Consider the following 15,268-nt stretch of genomic DNA (forward strand, 5'->3'; position numbering starts at 1 on the left):
GGCATTCGAACATACAATCGAAAATAGCGACTACAGGCGTTCGATGACGTAATCGATGGACGCCGTCAGCGCCTCGACGTCGGCGGGGTCGACGGTCGGGAACATCGCGATCCGCAGCTGGTTGCGGCCGAGCTTGCGATACGGGTCGGTGTCCACGATCCCGTTGGCGCGCAGCACCTTCGCCAGCTTCGTGGCGTCCACGGAGTCGGCGAAGTCGATGGTGCCGACCACGTTGGACCTGATCGAGGCGTCGGTGACGAACGGGGTCGCGACCGGCGAGCGCTCGGCCCACCCGTACAGGACGGAAGCCGACTCGGCGCTGCGCTTGGTGGCGAAGGAGAGGCCGCCGCCGGCGTTCATCCAGTCGACCTGCTCGGCGGTGAGGAAGATCGTCGACAGCGCCGGTGTGTTGTAGGTCTGCTCGAGGCGCGAGTTGTCGATCGCGGTCTGCAGGTCGAAGAAGTCGGGGATGTACCGGCCGGACTCCTTGATCTCCGCGGCGCGGGCGATCGCGGCGGGCGACATGATCGCGATCCACAGGCCGCCGTCGGAGCCGAAGCACTTCTGCGGGGCGAAGTAGTAGACGTCGGTCTGAGTGAGGTCGACGTCGAGACCACCGGCGGCGGAGGTGGCGTCGGTGAGGACCAGCGCATCGGCGGAGCCGACCCGCTTGACCGGCACGGAGACGCCGGTCGAGGTCTCGTTCTGCGGGGAGCAGTACGTGTCGACGCCGTCCTCGGCCCGCAGGAAGGCGGCGGTGCCCGGGTCGGCCTTGATGATCGTCGGGTCGCCGATGAACGGCGCCTTCTTCGCGGCGCTGCCGAACTTCGCGCCGAACTCGCCGAAGCTGGCGAACTGCGCCCGGTCGCGGATGAGGCCGAAGACCGCGATCTCCCAGAACGCGGTGCTGCCGCCGTTGCCCAGGACGACCTCGTAGCCGTCGGGGATGCTGAACAGCTCGGCGAAGCCGCGCCGGAGGCGGGCGACCTCGTCGCGGACGGTCTTCTGCCGGTGGCTGGTGCCGAGGTAGGAGGTCGCGACACCGGCGAGGGCCTGCACGGCCTCGGGCCGGACCTTGCTCGGGCCTGAGCCGAAGCGGCCGTCGGCGGGCTTCAGCTCATCGGGAATGCGGATGTCGACCATGATGTGGGTACTCCGGGATGCGGCGGCGGGCGGGCAGGTACGGGTACCCCCGCGATCCTGCCACTTCCGCCGCCGCGATCCAGGTCGATTCAGCGCGCAGGGCGACGCGCGTCACAGTTACCCGACGCGGGACCAGCCCTCGACGTCCTGCGGCTTGCGCGGGCCGGGACCCACGTAGGTGGCGGACGGCCGGACCAGGCGGCCCAGCTCCTTCTGCTCGAGGATGTGCGCGCTCCATCCGGCGACCCGGGCGCAGGTGAACATCGACGTGAACATGTGCGCCGGTACCTCGGCGAAGTCCAGGACGACGGCGGACCAGAACTCGACGTTGGTGGCGAGCACCCGGTCGGGGCGGCGGGCGTGCAGCTCGGCGAGGGCCGCCTTCTCCAGGGCCTCGGCGATCTCGAAGCGCGGCGCGCCGAGCTCCTTGGCCGTGCGGCGCAGCACGCGGGCGCGCGGGTCCTCGGCGCGGTAGACGCGGTGGCCGAAGCCCATCAGCCGCTCGCCACGGTCCAGGACGCCCTTGACGTATCCCTCGGCGTCGCCGCTGCGCTCGACGGCCTCGATCATGCCCAGCACGCGGGAGGGCGCACCGCCGTGCAGCGGGCCGGACAGCGCGCCGATGCCGGAGGAGATGCAGGCCGCGGCGTCGGCGCCGGTGGAGGCGACGACCCGGGTGGTGAACGTGGAGGCGTTCATGCCGTGCTCGGCGGCGGAGATGAAGTACGCGTCGACGGCCTTGACGTGCCGCGGGTCGGGGTCGCCCCGCCAGCGCCGCATGAAGCGCTCGACGACCGTGTCCGCCTTGTCGATCTCCTTCTGCGGCACGGCCGGCAGCCCCAGGCCGCGGGCGGCCTGCGCGACGAACGACAGCGCGGTGACGCTGACCCGGGCGAGGTCCTCGCGGGCCTGCGAGGTCTCGATGTCCAGCAGCTGGCCGAGGCCCCAGTACGGCGCGAGCATCGCCACCGCGGACTGCACGTCCACCCGGATGTCACCCGAGTGCACGGGCACCGGGAACGGCTCGGCCGGCGGCAGGCCGGGGCCGAACTTGCCGTCGACCAGGAGCGCCCAAACGTTGCCGAACGACACCTGGCCGATGAGATCCTCGATGTCGACGCCGCGATAGCGCAGCGCGCCGCCTTCCTTGTCGGGCTCCGCGATCTCGGATTCGAAGGCGATGACGCCCTCGAGTCCCGGCTTGAAATCGGACATCTCGCACTCCTGCTGTTTCGGGGGTGTCTGACTAGGTTTGTTACCCGCCGGTGTTCCCTCTGACATCTTCGCCCCGGCGGGGTGCCGGCGCCGACTGAACGGTGGCTCAAATGTGTCTTACGTGACACATCTTCACGCATCTGTGATCGCCGGAGGAAGGATGTGAGCGTGAGACCCAGCACATCGCCGCAAGATTTGTCGCGGATGAGGAACGAGTACACCGGCGAACTGACCGAGCAAGGGCTCGCCGGAACCTGGCTCGAACAGTTCGCGACATGGTTCGCCGACGCGGTGGAGGCGGGCCTGCCGGAGCCCAACGCGATGCTGCTGGCGACCGCCGACGGCAGCGGCCGGCCGAGCGCGCGGACCGTGTTGCTCAAGGGCTATGACCAGCGCGGATTCACGTTCTTCACCAACTACGAGTCGCGCAAGGGCACCGACCTGGCGCAGAACCCGCAGGCCTGCCTGGTGTTCCCCTGGTACCCCCTGCACCGCCAGGTGGTCGTCAACGGTCCGGTCGAAAAGGTGTCCCGCGAGGAGACCGAGGAGTACTTCGCGATCCGCCCGCCGGGAGCCCAGATCGGGGCGTGGGCAAGTCCACAATCGCGGGTGATCGGATCCCGCGACGAGCTGCGGGTGCTCGTGGAGGAGGCCGAGGCCCTGCACCCGACGGGAGCGCCCCCGCACTGGGGCGGGTTCCGGGTCGGACCGCACGAGGTGGAGTTCTGGCAGGGCCGTGCCAGCAGGCTGCACGATCGCCTCCGGTACACCGGCGGCCGCGTCGAACGACTCGCGCCGTGACGCTGCAGGAGACCCTGCGCAAGCACGTGATCGACGTCCGGCCGCTGCGGCACGTCGCCTACCGGCGGATCTTCGTGGGCAACGCGGTGTCGTTCTTCGGGGTCCAGTTCACCGCGGTCGCCGTGCCGGTCCAGGTGTACGAGATCACGAAGTCGGCGCTGTGGGTGGGCATCGCGAGCTTCGTCGGCCTGGTGCCGCTGATCGTGTTCTCGATCTGGGGCGGTGCGATCGCGGACGCGTTCGACCGGCGCAAGGTGCTGCTCACCAGCTCGACGCTGATGTGGCTCACGACGCTCGGCCTGCTCGCGCAGGCGGTGCTGCACGTGGACAGCCCGTATCTCATGCTCGCACTGATCGCGGCCCAGTCGGCGGCGTTCGGCGTGAACAGCCCCGTCCGGCAGGCGATCATCCCGGCGCTGATCGACGAGGGCGAGGTCGCCGCGGCCAACACGCTGAGCTTCACCGCCTCCAGCGTCTCCTCGATCTTCGGCCCGGTCGGCGCGGGCCTGGTGATCGCGAACGCCGACTTCGCCGTCGCGTACGCCGTCGACGCCGTGCTCTTCACGATCGTCCTCTGGGCGGCGATGCGGCTGCCGTCGCTGCCGCCCGCGGGGGTGACCAAGGCCACCGGCGGGCTCCGGGACATCCGCGACGGCCTGCGGTTCCTCGCCGGCTCGAAGGTCATCCTGCTGACGTTCGCGATCGACATCGTGGCGATGGTCCTGGCGATGCCCAAGGCCCTCTTCCCGGTCGTCGCCGACCAGCGCTACGGCCCGGCGTCGCTGGGCTGGCTCTACGCGTCGATCGCGATCGGCTCGACCCTCGCGGGCCTCACGTCCGGCTGGATCGGCCGCGTCCACCGGCAGGGCGTCGCGCTGGTGCTCGCCGTCGTCGGCTGGGGCCTCGCGGTCGCCGCCGCCGGAGCGGTCCCGTGGCTGTGGGCGTGTGTAGCTTTCATGGCCCTCGCCGGGGCCGCCGACATGATCAGCGGCGTGTACCGCCAGACGGTGCTCCTCAGCGCACCCGACGCGATGCGGGGCCGGCTGCAGGGTGTGTTCTTCGCCGTGGTCGCCGGAGGTCCACGTCTGGGTGACCTTCGGGCCGGCTCGGTGGCCGACGCGACCGGCGCCACGTTCTCCTGGGTCAGCGGCGGGATCGCGGCCGCCGCCGTGGCCGTGCTGATCGGTCTGATGTTTCCCGTACTGCTTCGGTACACCGACCGGTCGGACTGACGATATTGTCGCGCCCATGGACACCGCCGCCGCCGCGCAGCTCTCGCACGCCCCTTCGGGTACACAGTGGACGATCACCTCGGGCGGCCATGAGGCCGTCATCGTCGAGGTCGGCGGTGGCGTGCGCAGTTACACCGTCAACGGCGCCGACGTCATCGCCGGTTTCGCCGAGGAGGAGCGGGCCGTCGGCTGCGCCGGCCAGGTCCTCGCCCCGTGGCCCAACCGCATCCGCGACGGGCAGTATGCGTTCGGCGGCGACCACCTGCAGCTGCCGCTGACCGAGCCCGAGCGGCACAACGCCATCCACGGCCTGGTCAACTGGGCCCGCTGGCGGCTCGTCGACGCCGCGCCCGACAGCGTGACGCTCGAGCACGACCTCGTGCCGCAGCCGGGGTACCCGTGGCCGCTGCGCATGCGCACGACGTGGTCCGTCGGCGAGGACGGCCTGCGCGCCGAGCACGAGGTGACCAACACCGGCTCGGAGGCGGCGCCGTTCGGCCTCGCCACCCACCCGTACGTGCTGGTGCCGGACGTGGCGGTGGACGACCTCACGCTGAAGGTCCCGGCCCGCAGCCGGCTGCTCGTCGACTCCCGCCTCCTGCCGATCGGCGCGGCCCGCGTCGCCGGCACCGAGTACGACTTCGTGGAGGGCCGCCGCCTCGGCAGCACCGTCCTCGACACGGCCTTCGGCGAGGTGGAGCCCGACGCCGACGGCGGCTCGAAGGTCACGGTCACCGCGCCCGACGGCCGCGGCGTCACGGTCTGGGCCGACTCGTCGTTCGGCTGGTGGCAGGTGTACTCCTCCGACACGCTGCCCGCCGATCGGCTGCGCAAGGCGCTCGCCATCGAGCCGATGACCTGCCCACCCGACGCGTTCCGTTCGGGGCGTGATGTGGTGACCCTGGAGCCGGGAACGTCCTGGCAGGGGGTTTGGGGGATCCGTGGAACTGTCTGAGGCGATCCGCCGGCGGCGGATGGTGCGCAACTACGACGCGTCGCGCCCGGTGGACCCGGCGCTGGTCGACAAGCTGCTGGGGTATGCGACGCACGCCCCGTCGGCGGGCTTCTCCCAAGGCTGGGAGTTCCTCGTCCTGACGTCGGCGGAGGACCGGGCGAAGTTCTGGGCGGCCACCACGCCGCCCGACGGCGCCACCTCGTGGCTGGACGGGATGAGCCAGGCGCCGGTGATCGTCGTGCCGCACAGCCACCGCGACGCGTATCTCGACCGCTACGCCGAGCCCGACAAGGGCTGGTCCGACCGCGACGAGGCCCGCTGGCCGGTGCCGTACTGGCACATCGACACCGGCATGGCGAGCCTGCTGGTGCTGCTCGGCGCGGTCGACGAGGGGCTGGGCGCGTGCTTCTTCGGCATCCCGCCGGCCTCCGACGCCGCGTACCGGACGGCGTTCGGGGTGCCGGACGAATACACGCCGATCGGCGCCATGACCATCGGCTACCGGGCGCCGGACACGAAGTCGCCGTCACTCAAACGTGGCCGCCGCGAGGCGCAGACCATCACCCACCACGGCCACTGGAGCGCCAGCATCGACTTGTGACCACGCTGGGCGTCGGTTCTGTCGCACCGGGTCGGTACCCTGGCACGGTCAGGGGGGTGAGACGTTCATGATCTTCAAGGCGGTCCGCGACGGTCGGCCTTATCCGGAACATGGGCTGACGCTGAAACAGTGGTCCGAGATCCCGCCGCGCCCGGTGCGGCTCGACCAGCTCATCACCACGAAGCGGGAGCTGGCGCTCGACAAGCTGCTCGCCGAGGACTCCACGTTCTACGGCGACCTGTTCCCGCACGTGGTCCAGTGGGAGAACGGGTTGTATCTGGAGGACGGGCTGCACCGCGCCCTGCGCGCGGCGCTGCAACAACGCACCTCGATCCACGCGAGGGTCCTGCAGGCGTGACGCACGCGCGGCGGGGGCGGCCACCGGCCGTCTCCGCCGGGCTGACAGCCACTGCGAGGTCGTCCGCCGCCCGTCTAGGCTTACAGTGTTAGTTATGACGACCCGGCCGCTGGACCTGCTCGACGTCGACGCGCTCCACGACGAGGAGGAGCTGGCGATCCGTGCCGTCGTCCGGCGCGTCGTCGACGACCATGTCCGCCCCAACGTGGCCGACTGGTATGAGCGCGGCCAGGTGCCGGTCCGCGACCTGGCCAAGGAGTTCGCCTCCGTCGGGCTGCTCGGCATGCATCTGACCGGCTACGGCTGCGCCGGCTCCAGCGCCGTCGCCTACGGCCTGGCGTGCCTGGAGCTGGAGGCCGGCGACTCCGGCGTGCGCAGCCTGGTCAGCGTCCAGGGCTCCCTGGCGATGTTCGCGATCTGGAAGTACGGCTCCGACGAGCACAAGGACCGCTGGCTGCCCGGCATGGCGTCCGGCGACCTCATCGGCTGCTTCGGCCTGACCGAGCCCGACCACGGCTCCGACCCGGGCTCCATGGCGACCCGGGCCCGCCGCGACGGCGACGACTGGATCCTCGACGGCACCAAGATGTGGATCACCAACGCGCCGGTCGCCGACGTGGCCGTCGTGTGGGCGCGCACCGAGGCGGGTGTCAACGGGTTCGTCGTGCCGATGGACACGCCGGGCGTGACGGCCCGCGAGGTGAAGCACAAGCTGTCGCTGCGGGCCTCGTGCACCGGCGAGATCGTCCTCGACGGGGTGCGGCTGCCGGCCGGCGCGCTCCTGCCGGAGGCGAAGGGGCTGAAGGCGCCGCTGTCGTGTCTCACCGAGGCGCGGTACGGCATCGTGTGGGGCGCGCTCGGCGCCGCCCGCGACAGCCTGCACACCGCCCTGGACTACGCCGGGGCGCGGGAGCAGTTCGGCCGGCCGATCGCCGGCTTCCAGCTGACCCAGGCGAAGTTCGCCGACGCCGCCGTCGAGCTGCAGAAGGGCTACCTGCTGGCGGTGCACCTCGGCCGCCGCGCCGACGCCGGGGTGCTCAAGCCCGAGCAGGTCAGCGTCGGCAAGCTCAACAACGTCCGGGAGGCGCTCGCCATCGCCCGGCAGTGCCGCACGATCCTCGGCGCCAACGGCATCAGCGCGGAGTATCCGGTGATGCGGCACGCCGCCAACCTGGAGACGGTGCTCACCTACGAGGGAACCTCGGAGATCCATCAGCTGGTCATCGGCCAGAAGCTGACGGGGCTCGCCGCGTTCGGCTGAGATCGATTCGCGGCGCTTTACGGACCCCTCTACCGTGATAGGGAGAAGATCCTCCCGGAGGAGTCAGCATGGCCCGCAACGACGAAACCGTGACCCCCGACGACTCGGACGACGTGCCGACGCAGCGGCGTGAGCCGGACCCGAGGACCGCCGAATACCCCGAGATCGAGTCCGGGCCCGCTGACGACCGGGGCAAGGGCTGGTCGCCGAAGATCGGCGACCGGGTCGACCCGCGGGAGCGCCCGGAGCCGATCGTCGTGCCCGTCAGGGCCGGCGGCGGCGCGATGCGCGGACTGTTCTGGCTGGTCGCCACGATCGGCCTGATCGTCGCGCTGGTGCTCGGGGCCAAGACGATCGGGCTGTTCCCCGACCTGAAGAACCCGTTCGCGAAGGAGCAGACCGACCGCAGCGGCCCCGCGCTGCTCAAGTCCGTGCAGGATTTGAGCCAGTATGTCGCCGCCGAGGGCAACTTCGAGGTCATCGTCGACGTGCAGAAGGACCGCAAGTACATCCCGGACTTCCTGGTCAACGAGCGGATCCTGTTCGTCGCCGCCGGGTCGGTGGAGGTCTACGTCGACTTCGCCGGGATCGGGCAGGGCGCGGTGAAGGAGTCCGAGGACCGGCGGACGGTCGAGATCACGCTGCCGGCGCCGCAGCTGCGCCCGGTGCGGATCAACAACGACCGCAGCTACGTCTACCAGGAGGACCGCGGCCTGTTCAACCGGCTCGCGGACGCCTTCAAGTCGGACCCGAACCGGCTCCAGGAGGTCTACAAGCTCGCCGAGCAGAAGATCGGCGCGGCGGCCAAGGAGGCCGGTCTCAGCAAGCGCGCGGAGGAGAACACCCGCAAGATGCTCCAGCAGTTCCTGGGGGCTCTCGGATACACGTCGGTGACCGTAAAATTCCCCGCGTCATAGCGGGAGGCGTCACTGGCAACTTCCCTTGCAGTAGTTGCGCGGTAACACGCCGAACACTGGTCATTTACCCGATGGACCAACTTGCGTGCCCCTCGTCACAGTACTTGACTCGGGGTAACTGAGTTATCCGCGAACTGCACTGCTGACCTGGGGCGGAGGTGACGGTGGCTACCGTCGCACTCAAAGATGTGATGAAGGTTTTCGCCGACGGCACGGTGGCCGTCGACCGAGTGAACCTTGACGTGGGACAGGGCGAGTTCATGGTGCTCCTCGGTCCCAGCGGCTGCGGCAAGTCGACCTTGCTGCGCATGGTCGCCGGCCTCGAGGACCCGACCTCGGGTGCCATCATGCTCGACGGCGACCTCGCCAACGACCTCCCGCCGCGGGAGCGCGGTGTGGCCATGGTCTTCCAGGACTTCGCGCTGTATCCGCACATGACCGTCGGGGAGAACATCGGCTTCCCCCTGCGGCTGTCCGGGGTCGAGCCGGAGCCGCGGGCCGAGCAGGTCGCCGAGGTCGCCAGCGCGCTGGGCATCGGTGACGTGCTCGCCCGCAAGCCCGGGCAGCTGTCCGGTGGCCAGCGCCAGCGGGTGGCGATGGGTCGCGCCATCGTCCGCCGGCCGAAGCTCTTCCTCATGGACGAGCCGCTGTCCAACCTGGACAGCGGGCTGCGGGCGGAGCTGCGCGCGGAGATCTCCGGCCTGGTCCGCGAGCTCGGCGTCACCACCATCTACGTCACGCACGACCAGGCCGAGGCGCTCACCATGGCCGACCGGGTCGCGATCCTGCGCAAGGGCGTGCTCCAGGACGTCGGCACACCCACCCAGGTGTATGGGCGACCGGCCACGCTCTACGTCGCCGCGTTCCTCGGCAGCCCTCGGATGAACCTGCTCGAGGCCGAGGTCTACGTGCACCTCGACCGGCACATCGCGCTGCACATGGGCGACCAGGTGCTGCACCTGCCGTGGAATGACCTGCGCTCCCGCCAGGTGGCGCACTTCCACGGCGAGCGGATCGTCATCGGCGTGCGCGCCGAGGCGCTCACCCCGGTGCCGGACACGACCGGCGGCGACGTGCTGCGCGGCCGGATCCGCTACCTGGAGCACCACGGCCACGAGTCGCTCGCGTTCCTCGACATCGGCGCGACCGCCGTCATCGTCGACGAGATCGGCGCGCCGCCGACCGACATCCCGATCAACGGGGGCGGGCTGAAGCGCTTCGTCAGCAAGCTCACCGGCCGCACCGGCGGCGCCGACGAGCTGGAGCTCGTCGGCGCCGGAAACGGCCGCGCCGGGCGTCGCGCGCCCCAGCGCGACAGTGTCCTGAGCGACCCGGGCCGTCACCACCGCCGCCCGGCGGAGCTCGCGGTGCGACTCGCGCCGTATCCGGCGGTCACGCATGGTCACCCATTGACTGTCGCCGTTCGTATGGAAGCACTGCACTTTTTCGACGAAAGGGGACAGCGCATCGACGTGGGGTGGCGCTGAAGCCTGCGGCGAACTGGCCCTCCGATGTAGGGATTGGTCCGGTGCTGGCGCCCGCCTGCTACGGGGCGGTGCTGGGCGCGTCGCACAGCTTCGGTCAGGCGGGGCCTGTCGGCGCTGAAGCTGCCGCTGCTGTTCCTGATGACGCTCGCGATCTGCCTGCCGACGCTCTGCCTGTTCAACCTGGTGTTCGGCGCCAGGCTCCAGGTCCGGCAGGCACTCGCACTGGTCATGGTCACGATCACGGTGACCGCCGTGCTGTCGCTGGTGTTCGCGCCGATCAGCCTGTTCTTCCTGCTCACGGCGTTCAGCTACTCGTTCTACAAGATTCTCGACGTGGCGGTCCTCGCGTTGACCGCCTTCGTCGGGCTCAAGTTCCTCACCAGCGGCATGCACGCGCTGAACGCCCACACCGCGGCGGCCGCCGCGGCGAAGCGCGAGGCCCAGGCGGCACAGGAGCGGGCCGAGGCCCAGGCGGTCGCCGAGCTCGCCATCCCCTCGGACGACGCGCCGGTGTCGCCGGCCCCCGCCGGGACGGCCGGCGCGGGCGAGAGCAAGGCGGCTGTCCCGGCCGCGTCGGTGTCGGCCGGGGCCGCGGCGCCCCAGCAGTCCAACGGGGCGGGCCAGACCGCCGTGGGGTATCCGCCGAAGCGGTCGCTGCTGATGCCCGACGGTCGCTACGCGTACCCGGTGGCGCCGCCCCTGCCCGGCCAGCGGCCCGTCGCGGCCGCGGACCTGCCGCCGGGTGAGCGGCCGGCCAGCATGACGCTGCTGCACGTGTGGATCCTGCTGTTCGGTTTCGTCGGCACCCAGCCGGCGTGGACGCTGCGCCCGTTCGTCGGCGAGCCGCACGAGCCGTTCCAGGTGTTCCGCCCGATCGAGGGCAACTTCTACGTCAGCATCATCCACACGATCGGCGAGCTCTTCTAAGCGTTGCTACCGGTGGGTAACATCACCGCATGACCATTGACGCCAAGGCTCTGGCCACGAATCTGATCGACGCGGTCCCGTTCGCGCGCACCGTCGGTGTCGAGATCACCGACGTGCGGGTGGATGGCGACGACGTCACCGCCACCGCCACGCTTCCCGACGAGGAGCGGCTGCACAACCACGTCGCCGGGCCGCACGCCGGCGCGATCTTCACGCTCGCCGAGACCGCGTCCGGCGCCGTGGTGATGGCGGCGTTCGGTGAGCACCTCGCGCTCGGCACCCCGCTCGCGGTGCGGTCGGACATCGCGTACCGCAAACTCGCCGCCGGCCCGGTCCGCGCGATCGCCCGGCTCGGCCGCCCCGTCGGGGATGTTCTGGCCGAGCTTCAGGCGGGCGAGCGCCCCGAATTTCCCGTCGTCATCGAGGTCACGCGGGCCGATGGGGCGGTGACCACCGAGATGACCGTCGTCTGGACCATTCGCCCGCATCGATGACAGCGTCGTTAACTACTGGAAGGTTTCTTGACTATTACTGAGATGTGATGTGACCATTCTCGCCAGGCGCGAAGGGTGGTTTTACGCATGGACGCAAGCACGGGGGACGACCTGGTGAGCATGGCGAACGCCGTGCTCCAGCCGGGATTCGTGGGCAAGGAGCCCCCGCCCTGGGTCCGCCGCCGCCTCGCCGAAGGGCTCGGCGGCGTCGTGCTCTTCGCCCGTAACGTCGTCGACCGGGACCAGGTCGCCGAGCTGACCGCGGCGCTGCGGGCGGAGCGTCCCGACGTCATCGTCGCCATCGACGAAGAGGCCGGCGACGTCACCCGCATCGACGCGCACAACGGCAGCCCGTGGCCCGGCAACCTCGCCCTCGGCGCGATCGACGACCCGGCGCTGACCCGCGAGGTCGCCTGCCACATCGGCCGCGACCTGGCATCGGTCGGCATCACCTTCGACTACGCGCCGGACGCCGACGTCAACTCCGACCCCAACAACCCGGTCATCGGCTCCCGCGCGTTCGGCGCCGAGCCCGAGCGGGTCGCCCGGCACACCGCGGCGTGGATCACCGGGCTGCAGGAGGCCGGGGTCGCCGCCTGCGCGAAGCACTTCCCCGGCCACGGCAACACCAGCGTCGACTCGCACCTGGACGTGCCGATCATCAAGGCCGGGCGGGCCGACCTCAACGCGACCGAGCTGGTGCCGTTCCGCGCGGCGATCGCCGCCGGCGTCCAGGCCGTCATGAGCGCCCACCTGCGCGTCCCCGCGCTCGACCCGGAGCTGCCGGCCACACTCAGCCGCCGGATCATGACCGAGCTGCTCCGCGGCGAGCTCGGCTTCCAGGGCCTGATCGTCACCGACGGCATCGAGATGCGGGCCATCTCCGACCGCTTCGGCATCGCCCACGCCACCGTCCTCGCGCTGGCCGCCGGCGCTGACGCGATCTGTGTCGGCGGTGACCACGCCGACGAGGAGACCGCCACCCAGCTGCGCGACGCCATCGTCGCCGCCGTGCGCGCCGGGGAGCTGCCCGAGTCGCGGCTCGCCGACGCCGCCGCCCGGGTCGCCCGGCTGGCCGCCTGGTCCGCCGCCGCGCCCCGCGTGCCGGTGGATCCCAAGGCCGCCGCGCTCGGGCTGTCCGCGGCCCGGCGGGCGCTGCGCATCACCGCCCCGGACGCGACGTTCCCGCTCACCGCCGCCGCGTACGTGATCGAGTTCCAGCCGGAGCTCAACTTCGCGATCGCCCCGGAGACGCCGTGGGGGCTCATCGCGCCCCTCGCCGAGCTGGTCCCGGACACCTTGGGCGTGCGCCTGTCGTCGGAGGAAGGCCTGCCCGACGCGCTGCAGGCGTCCGTCGGTCGTCCGCTGCTGCTGGTGGTACGAGACCCGCACCGCTACCCGTGGATCACCGACGCGCTGCGGGCCTCGCTCGCCGTGCGCCCGGACGCGGTGGTGGTCGAGATGGGCGTGCCCGCCGCACCGCGCGGTGACCTGCACATCGCCACGTTCGGCGCGACGGCGGCCTCGGGCCGGGCGGTCGCCGAGCTCCTCGCCGGCCGGTGACGCGGGTGTCGCGCACGGTCACGGCATGCCCGTTGTTTCCCTGCTCGGTCTAGCATGCCGGTATGTCCCGCACCCGTGCTCTGCTGGGCGGCGTCACCGCCGCCGCGCTGCTCCTCGTCGCCCTGACCGGCTGCACCAGCAAGTCCGAAGAGGACGCGCCGGGGAAGGCGGATCCCAACCTGCCGGCCGCCGACGGGCTGCTCAAGGAGTCCGCCACCGCGATGGGCGGGATCAAGACGGCGAAGTTCCTCATCAGCGCCGACGGCACCATCGCCGGCGTGGCGCTCAAGCGCGCCGACGGCGTGCTGACCAAGGAGGGCAACGCCCAGGGCACCGCGCAGGTCGAGCAGATGGGCGCGACGGTCGACCTGGCGTTCACCATCGTGGGCCAGACCATGTATCTCAAGGGTCCGACCGGCGACTATCAGCAGCTGCCCCTCGCGCTCGCCGCCTCCGTCTACGACCCCTCGGCGATCCTCGACCCCGAGCGTGGCATCGCCAAGGTCGTCGGCACCGCCACCGGCGGCAGGACCGAAGCCACCGAGACCGTCGACGGCCAGGAGACCTATCGGGTCGCCGCCGACAACTCCTCGCAGACCCTGGTCAACGTGGTGCCCGGCGTGACCGGCACGGTGCCCGGCAAGTTCTGGATCGCCAAGGACGGCAAGAAGCTGCTGAAGGCCGCGTTCACGCTGCCCGCCGTCGGTGAGGCCAAGGGCGGCACGGTCACGATCACGTTCAAGGAGTTCGACGCCCCGGTCACCGTCACCGCGCCGAAGTAGCCGCATGGACGTCCTGGTGGAGGCCGCCCCCGGCGGCACCCGGCGGCGGCTCGCGATCGGCGTGGGCGGCGTGGCGGTGCTGCTCGCCGCGCTCGACGCCTATGTGGTCGTCGGGGTCCTCACCGACATCATGGACTCGCTGCACATCGCCGACACCCGGCTGGAGCGGGTCACCCCGGTCGTGACCGGCTTCCTGCTCGGCTATGTCGCCGGGATGCCGCTGCTCGGGTCGCTGTCGGACCGCTTCGGGCGCCGGGCGCTGCTGGTGGCGAGCCTGCTCGGGTTCGGCGCCGGCTCCGCGCTGACCGCCGCCTCCGGCGACTCCCTGTGGCTGCTCACCAGCGGCCGCACCCTGCAGGGCATCGCCGGCGGCGCGCTGCTGCCGGTCACCGTCGCCCTCGTCAGCGACCTGTGGCCCGACCGCAACCGGCACCTCGTGCTCGGCACCGTCGGCGCGGCGCAGGAGCTCGGCAGCGTCCTCGGCCCGCTCTACGGGGTGGCCGTCGCCGCCCTCCTCGGCAGCTGGCGCGGCATCTTCTGGCTCAACCTGCCGCTCGTCGCCGTCGCGATCGTCCTCGTCTGGCGCGCCGTGCCCGGCGGCCCGACCGCCACGGCGGCGCCGCGCAGGACCGACCTCGTCGGCGGGCTGCTGCTCGCGCTCGTCCTCGGCGCGGTCGTCGTCGCCCTGTACAACCCCGACCCCGAGCGATCCGTCCTGCCCTCATGGGGCTGGCCGGTCCTCGCCGGCGGCGCGGTCGTCGCAGTCTTCTTCGTGCTGTGGGAGCGCCGCGCCCGCACCCGGCTGCTCGACCTGACCGGCGCCGCGAAGGGCCCGTTCTTCGCCGCCCTCACCGCCAGCTTCTGCGCCGGCGTGGCCCTGATGGTGACCCTGGTCGACGTCGAGCTGGTCGCGCAGACGCTCCTCGGCAGGTCGGGCGTCGAGGCCACCCTGGTCCTGACCCGCTTCCTGATCGCCCTGCCCGCCGGCGCCGTCCTCGGCGGCCTGCTCCTGCGCGGCGACCGGCTCGGCGAGCGGGTCGTCACGGTCGGCGGGCTGCTGCTCGCCGCCGTCGCGTATGTGCTCGTCGCGAGCTGGCCCGCCGACGTGCTCGCCGCGCGGTATGCGGGGATCCTGCCCAGGCTGGACACGGACCTCGCGCTCGCGGGGCTGGGGCTCGGGCTGGTCATCGCGCCGCTGTCGGCCGCGGTGCTGCGGGCGACGCCGGCGGCGCAGCACGGGGTGGCGTCGTCCGCGGTGGTCGTGGCGCGGACGATGGGCATGCTGATCGGGGTCGCCGCGCTGACGGCGTGGGGCCTGCACCGCTTCCACGAGCTGACCGCGAAGCTGGACTTTCCGCTGGTGTTCGGCAAGCCCGCCGACGAGCAGAGGCGCATGATGGCGGCCTACGCAGACGCCCTGCGGGAAGCGCTGCGCACCGAGTATCGGGAGATCTTCCTGATCACGGCCGTGGTCTGTGTGGCCGGTGCGGTGGCGGCAGGCTTCCTCGGACGCGGGCGGCGGCCGGAGTGAC

15 protein-coding genes are annotated in these 15,268 nt (G+C 71.4%); 13 read left to right on the plus strand and 2 right to left on the minus strand.

The features are described from left to right. Positions 1-30: 30 nt before the first annotated feature. Together serC and ACZ6TV_RS02605 are read right to left on the minus strand one after the other, a co-directional pair. On the minus strand, positions 31-1,143 hold the full coding sequence (gene serC, locus ACZ6TV_RS02600) for a phosphoserine transaminase (RefSeq protein WP_465294530.1): 1,113 nt from the start codon (positions 1,141-1,143) through the stop codon (positions 31-33). Between the two features lie 117 nt (positions 1,144-1,260). Beyond that, entirely contained in the window at positions 1,261-2,358 is a 1,098-nt protein-coding gene (locus ACZ6TV_RS02605) for a citrate synthase 2 (RefSeq protein ID WP_465294532.1), read from the minus strand. A 204-nt stretch (positions 2,359-2,562) separates the two neighbouring features. On the opposite strand from ACZ6TV_RS02605, the gene pdxH reads away from it, so the two are divergent. The 13 genes from pdxH to ACZ6TV_RS02670 all read left to right on the plus strand — a co-directional run bounded on the left by pdxH (position 2,563) and on the right by ACZ6TV_RS02670 (position 15,267). After that, positions 2,563-3,159, plus strand: coding sequence for a pyridoxamine 5'-phosphate oxidase (gene pdxH, locus ACZ6TV_RS02610; RefSeq protein ID WP_465294534.1), 597 nt, complete (start codon positions 2,563-2,565; stop codon positions 3,157-3,159). Then, the gene (locus tag ACZ6TV_RS02615; protein WP_465294536.1) at positions 3,156-4,391 is read left to right on the plus strand and encodes an MFS transporter; all 1,236 of its coding nucleotides are present in this window, start codon (positions 3,156-3,158) and stop codon (positions 4,389-4,391) included. The genes pdxH and ACZ6TV_RS02615 overlap by 4 nt, the downstream gene beginning before the upstream one ends. Before the next feature lie 16 nt (positions 4,392-4,407). Further along, on the plus strand, positions 4,408-5,346 hold the full coding sequence (locus ACZ6TV_RS02620; protein WP_465294538.1) for an aldose 1-epimerase family protein: 939 nt from the start codon (positions 4,408-4,410) through the stop codon (positions 5,344-5,346). Further along, positions 5,333-5,947: a nitroreductase family protein gene (locus tag ACZ6TV_RS02625; protein WP_465294540.1), complete on the plus strand. Its 615-nt coding sequence runs from the start codon at positions 5,333-5,335 to the stop codon at positions 5,945-5,947. Before ACZ6TV_RS02620 ends, ACZ6TV_RS02625 begins: the two co-directional genes overlap by 14 nt. Before the next feature lie 67 nt (positions 5,948-6,014). Continuing rightward, positions 6,015-6,305, plus strand: a complete 291-nt coding sequence (locus ACZ6TV_RS02630) for a type II toxin-antitoxin system VapB family antitoxin (protein WP_033364898.1) — start codon at positions 6,015-6,017, stop codon at positions 6,303-6,305. Between the two features lie 94 nt (positions 6,306-6,399). Continuing rightward, positions 6,400-7,566, plus strand: coding sequence for an acyl-CoA dehydrogenase family protein (locus tag ACZ6TV_RS02635; RefSeq protein WP_465294543.1), 1,167 nt, complete (start codon positions 6,400-6,402; stop codon positions 7,564-7,566). A 68-nt stretch (positions 7,567-7,634) separates the two neighbouring features. Continuing rightward, on the plus strand, positions 7,635-8,483 hold the full coding sequence (locus ACZ6TV_RS02640; RefSeq protein WP_465294545.1) for a DUF4230 domain-containing protein: 849 nt from the start codon (positions 7,635-7,637) through the stop codon (positions 8,481-8,483). Positions 8,484-8,647: 164 nt separating this feature from the next. Beyond that, positions 8,648-9,970 carry an ABC transporter ATP-binding protein gene (locus ACZ6TV_RS02645; protein WP_465294547.1) on the plus strand — a complete coding sequence of 441 codons (1,323 nt, stop codon included), beginning with the start codon at positions 8,648-8,650 and terminating at the stop codon, positions 9,968-9,970. 138 nt (positions 9,971-10,108) lie between these two features. After that, positions 10,109-10,897 (plus strand): hypothetical protein, encoded by a 789-nt coding sequence (locus tag ACZ6TV_RS02650; protein ID WP_465294549.1) that lies wholly within the window; start codon positions 10,109-10,111, stop codon positions 10,895-10,897. Between the two features lie 29 nt (positions 10,898-10,926). After that, positions 10,927-11,391, plus strand: a complete 465-nt coding sequence (locus ACZ6TV_RS02655; protein ID WP_465294551.1) for a DUF4442 domain-containing protein — start codon at positions 10,927-10,929, stop codon at positions 11,389-11,391. Positions 11,392-11,478: 87 nt separating this feature from the next. Beyond that, the gene (locus ACZ6TV_RS02660; protein ID WP_465294553.1) at positions 11,479-12,954 is read left to right on the plus strand and encodes a glycoside hydrolase family 3 protein; all 1,476 of its coding nucleotides are present in this window, start codon (positions 11,479-11,481) and stop codon (positions 12,952-12,954) included. A 62-nt stretch (positions 12,955-13,016) separates the two neighbouring features. Next, the gene (locus tag ACZ6TV_RS02665; protein ID WP_465294555.1) at positions 13,017-13,736 is read left to right on the plus strand and encodes an LppX_LprAFG lipoprotein; all 720 of its coding nucleotides are present in this window, start codon (positions 13,017-13,019) and stop codon (positions 13,734-13,736) included. 4 nt (positions 13,737-13,740) lie between these two features. Next, a complete protein-coding gene (locus ACZ6TV_RS02670) occupies positions 13,741-15,267 on the plus strand; it encodes an MFS transporter (protein ID WP_465294557.1) in 1,527 nt (508 codons plus the stop codon). The last annotated feature ends 1 nt before the right edge of the window (position 15,268 follow it).

The sequence above is a fragment of the Dactylosporangium sp. NPDC051087 genome, assembly GCF_055586325.1.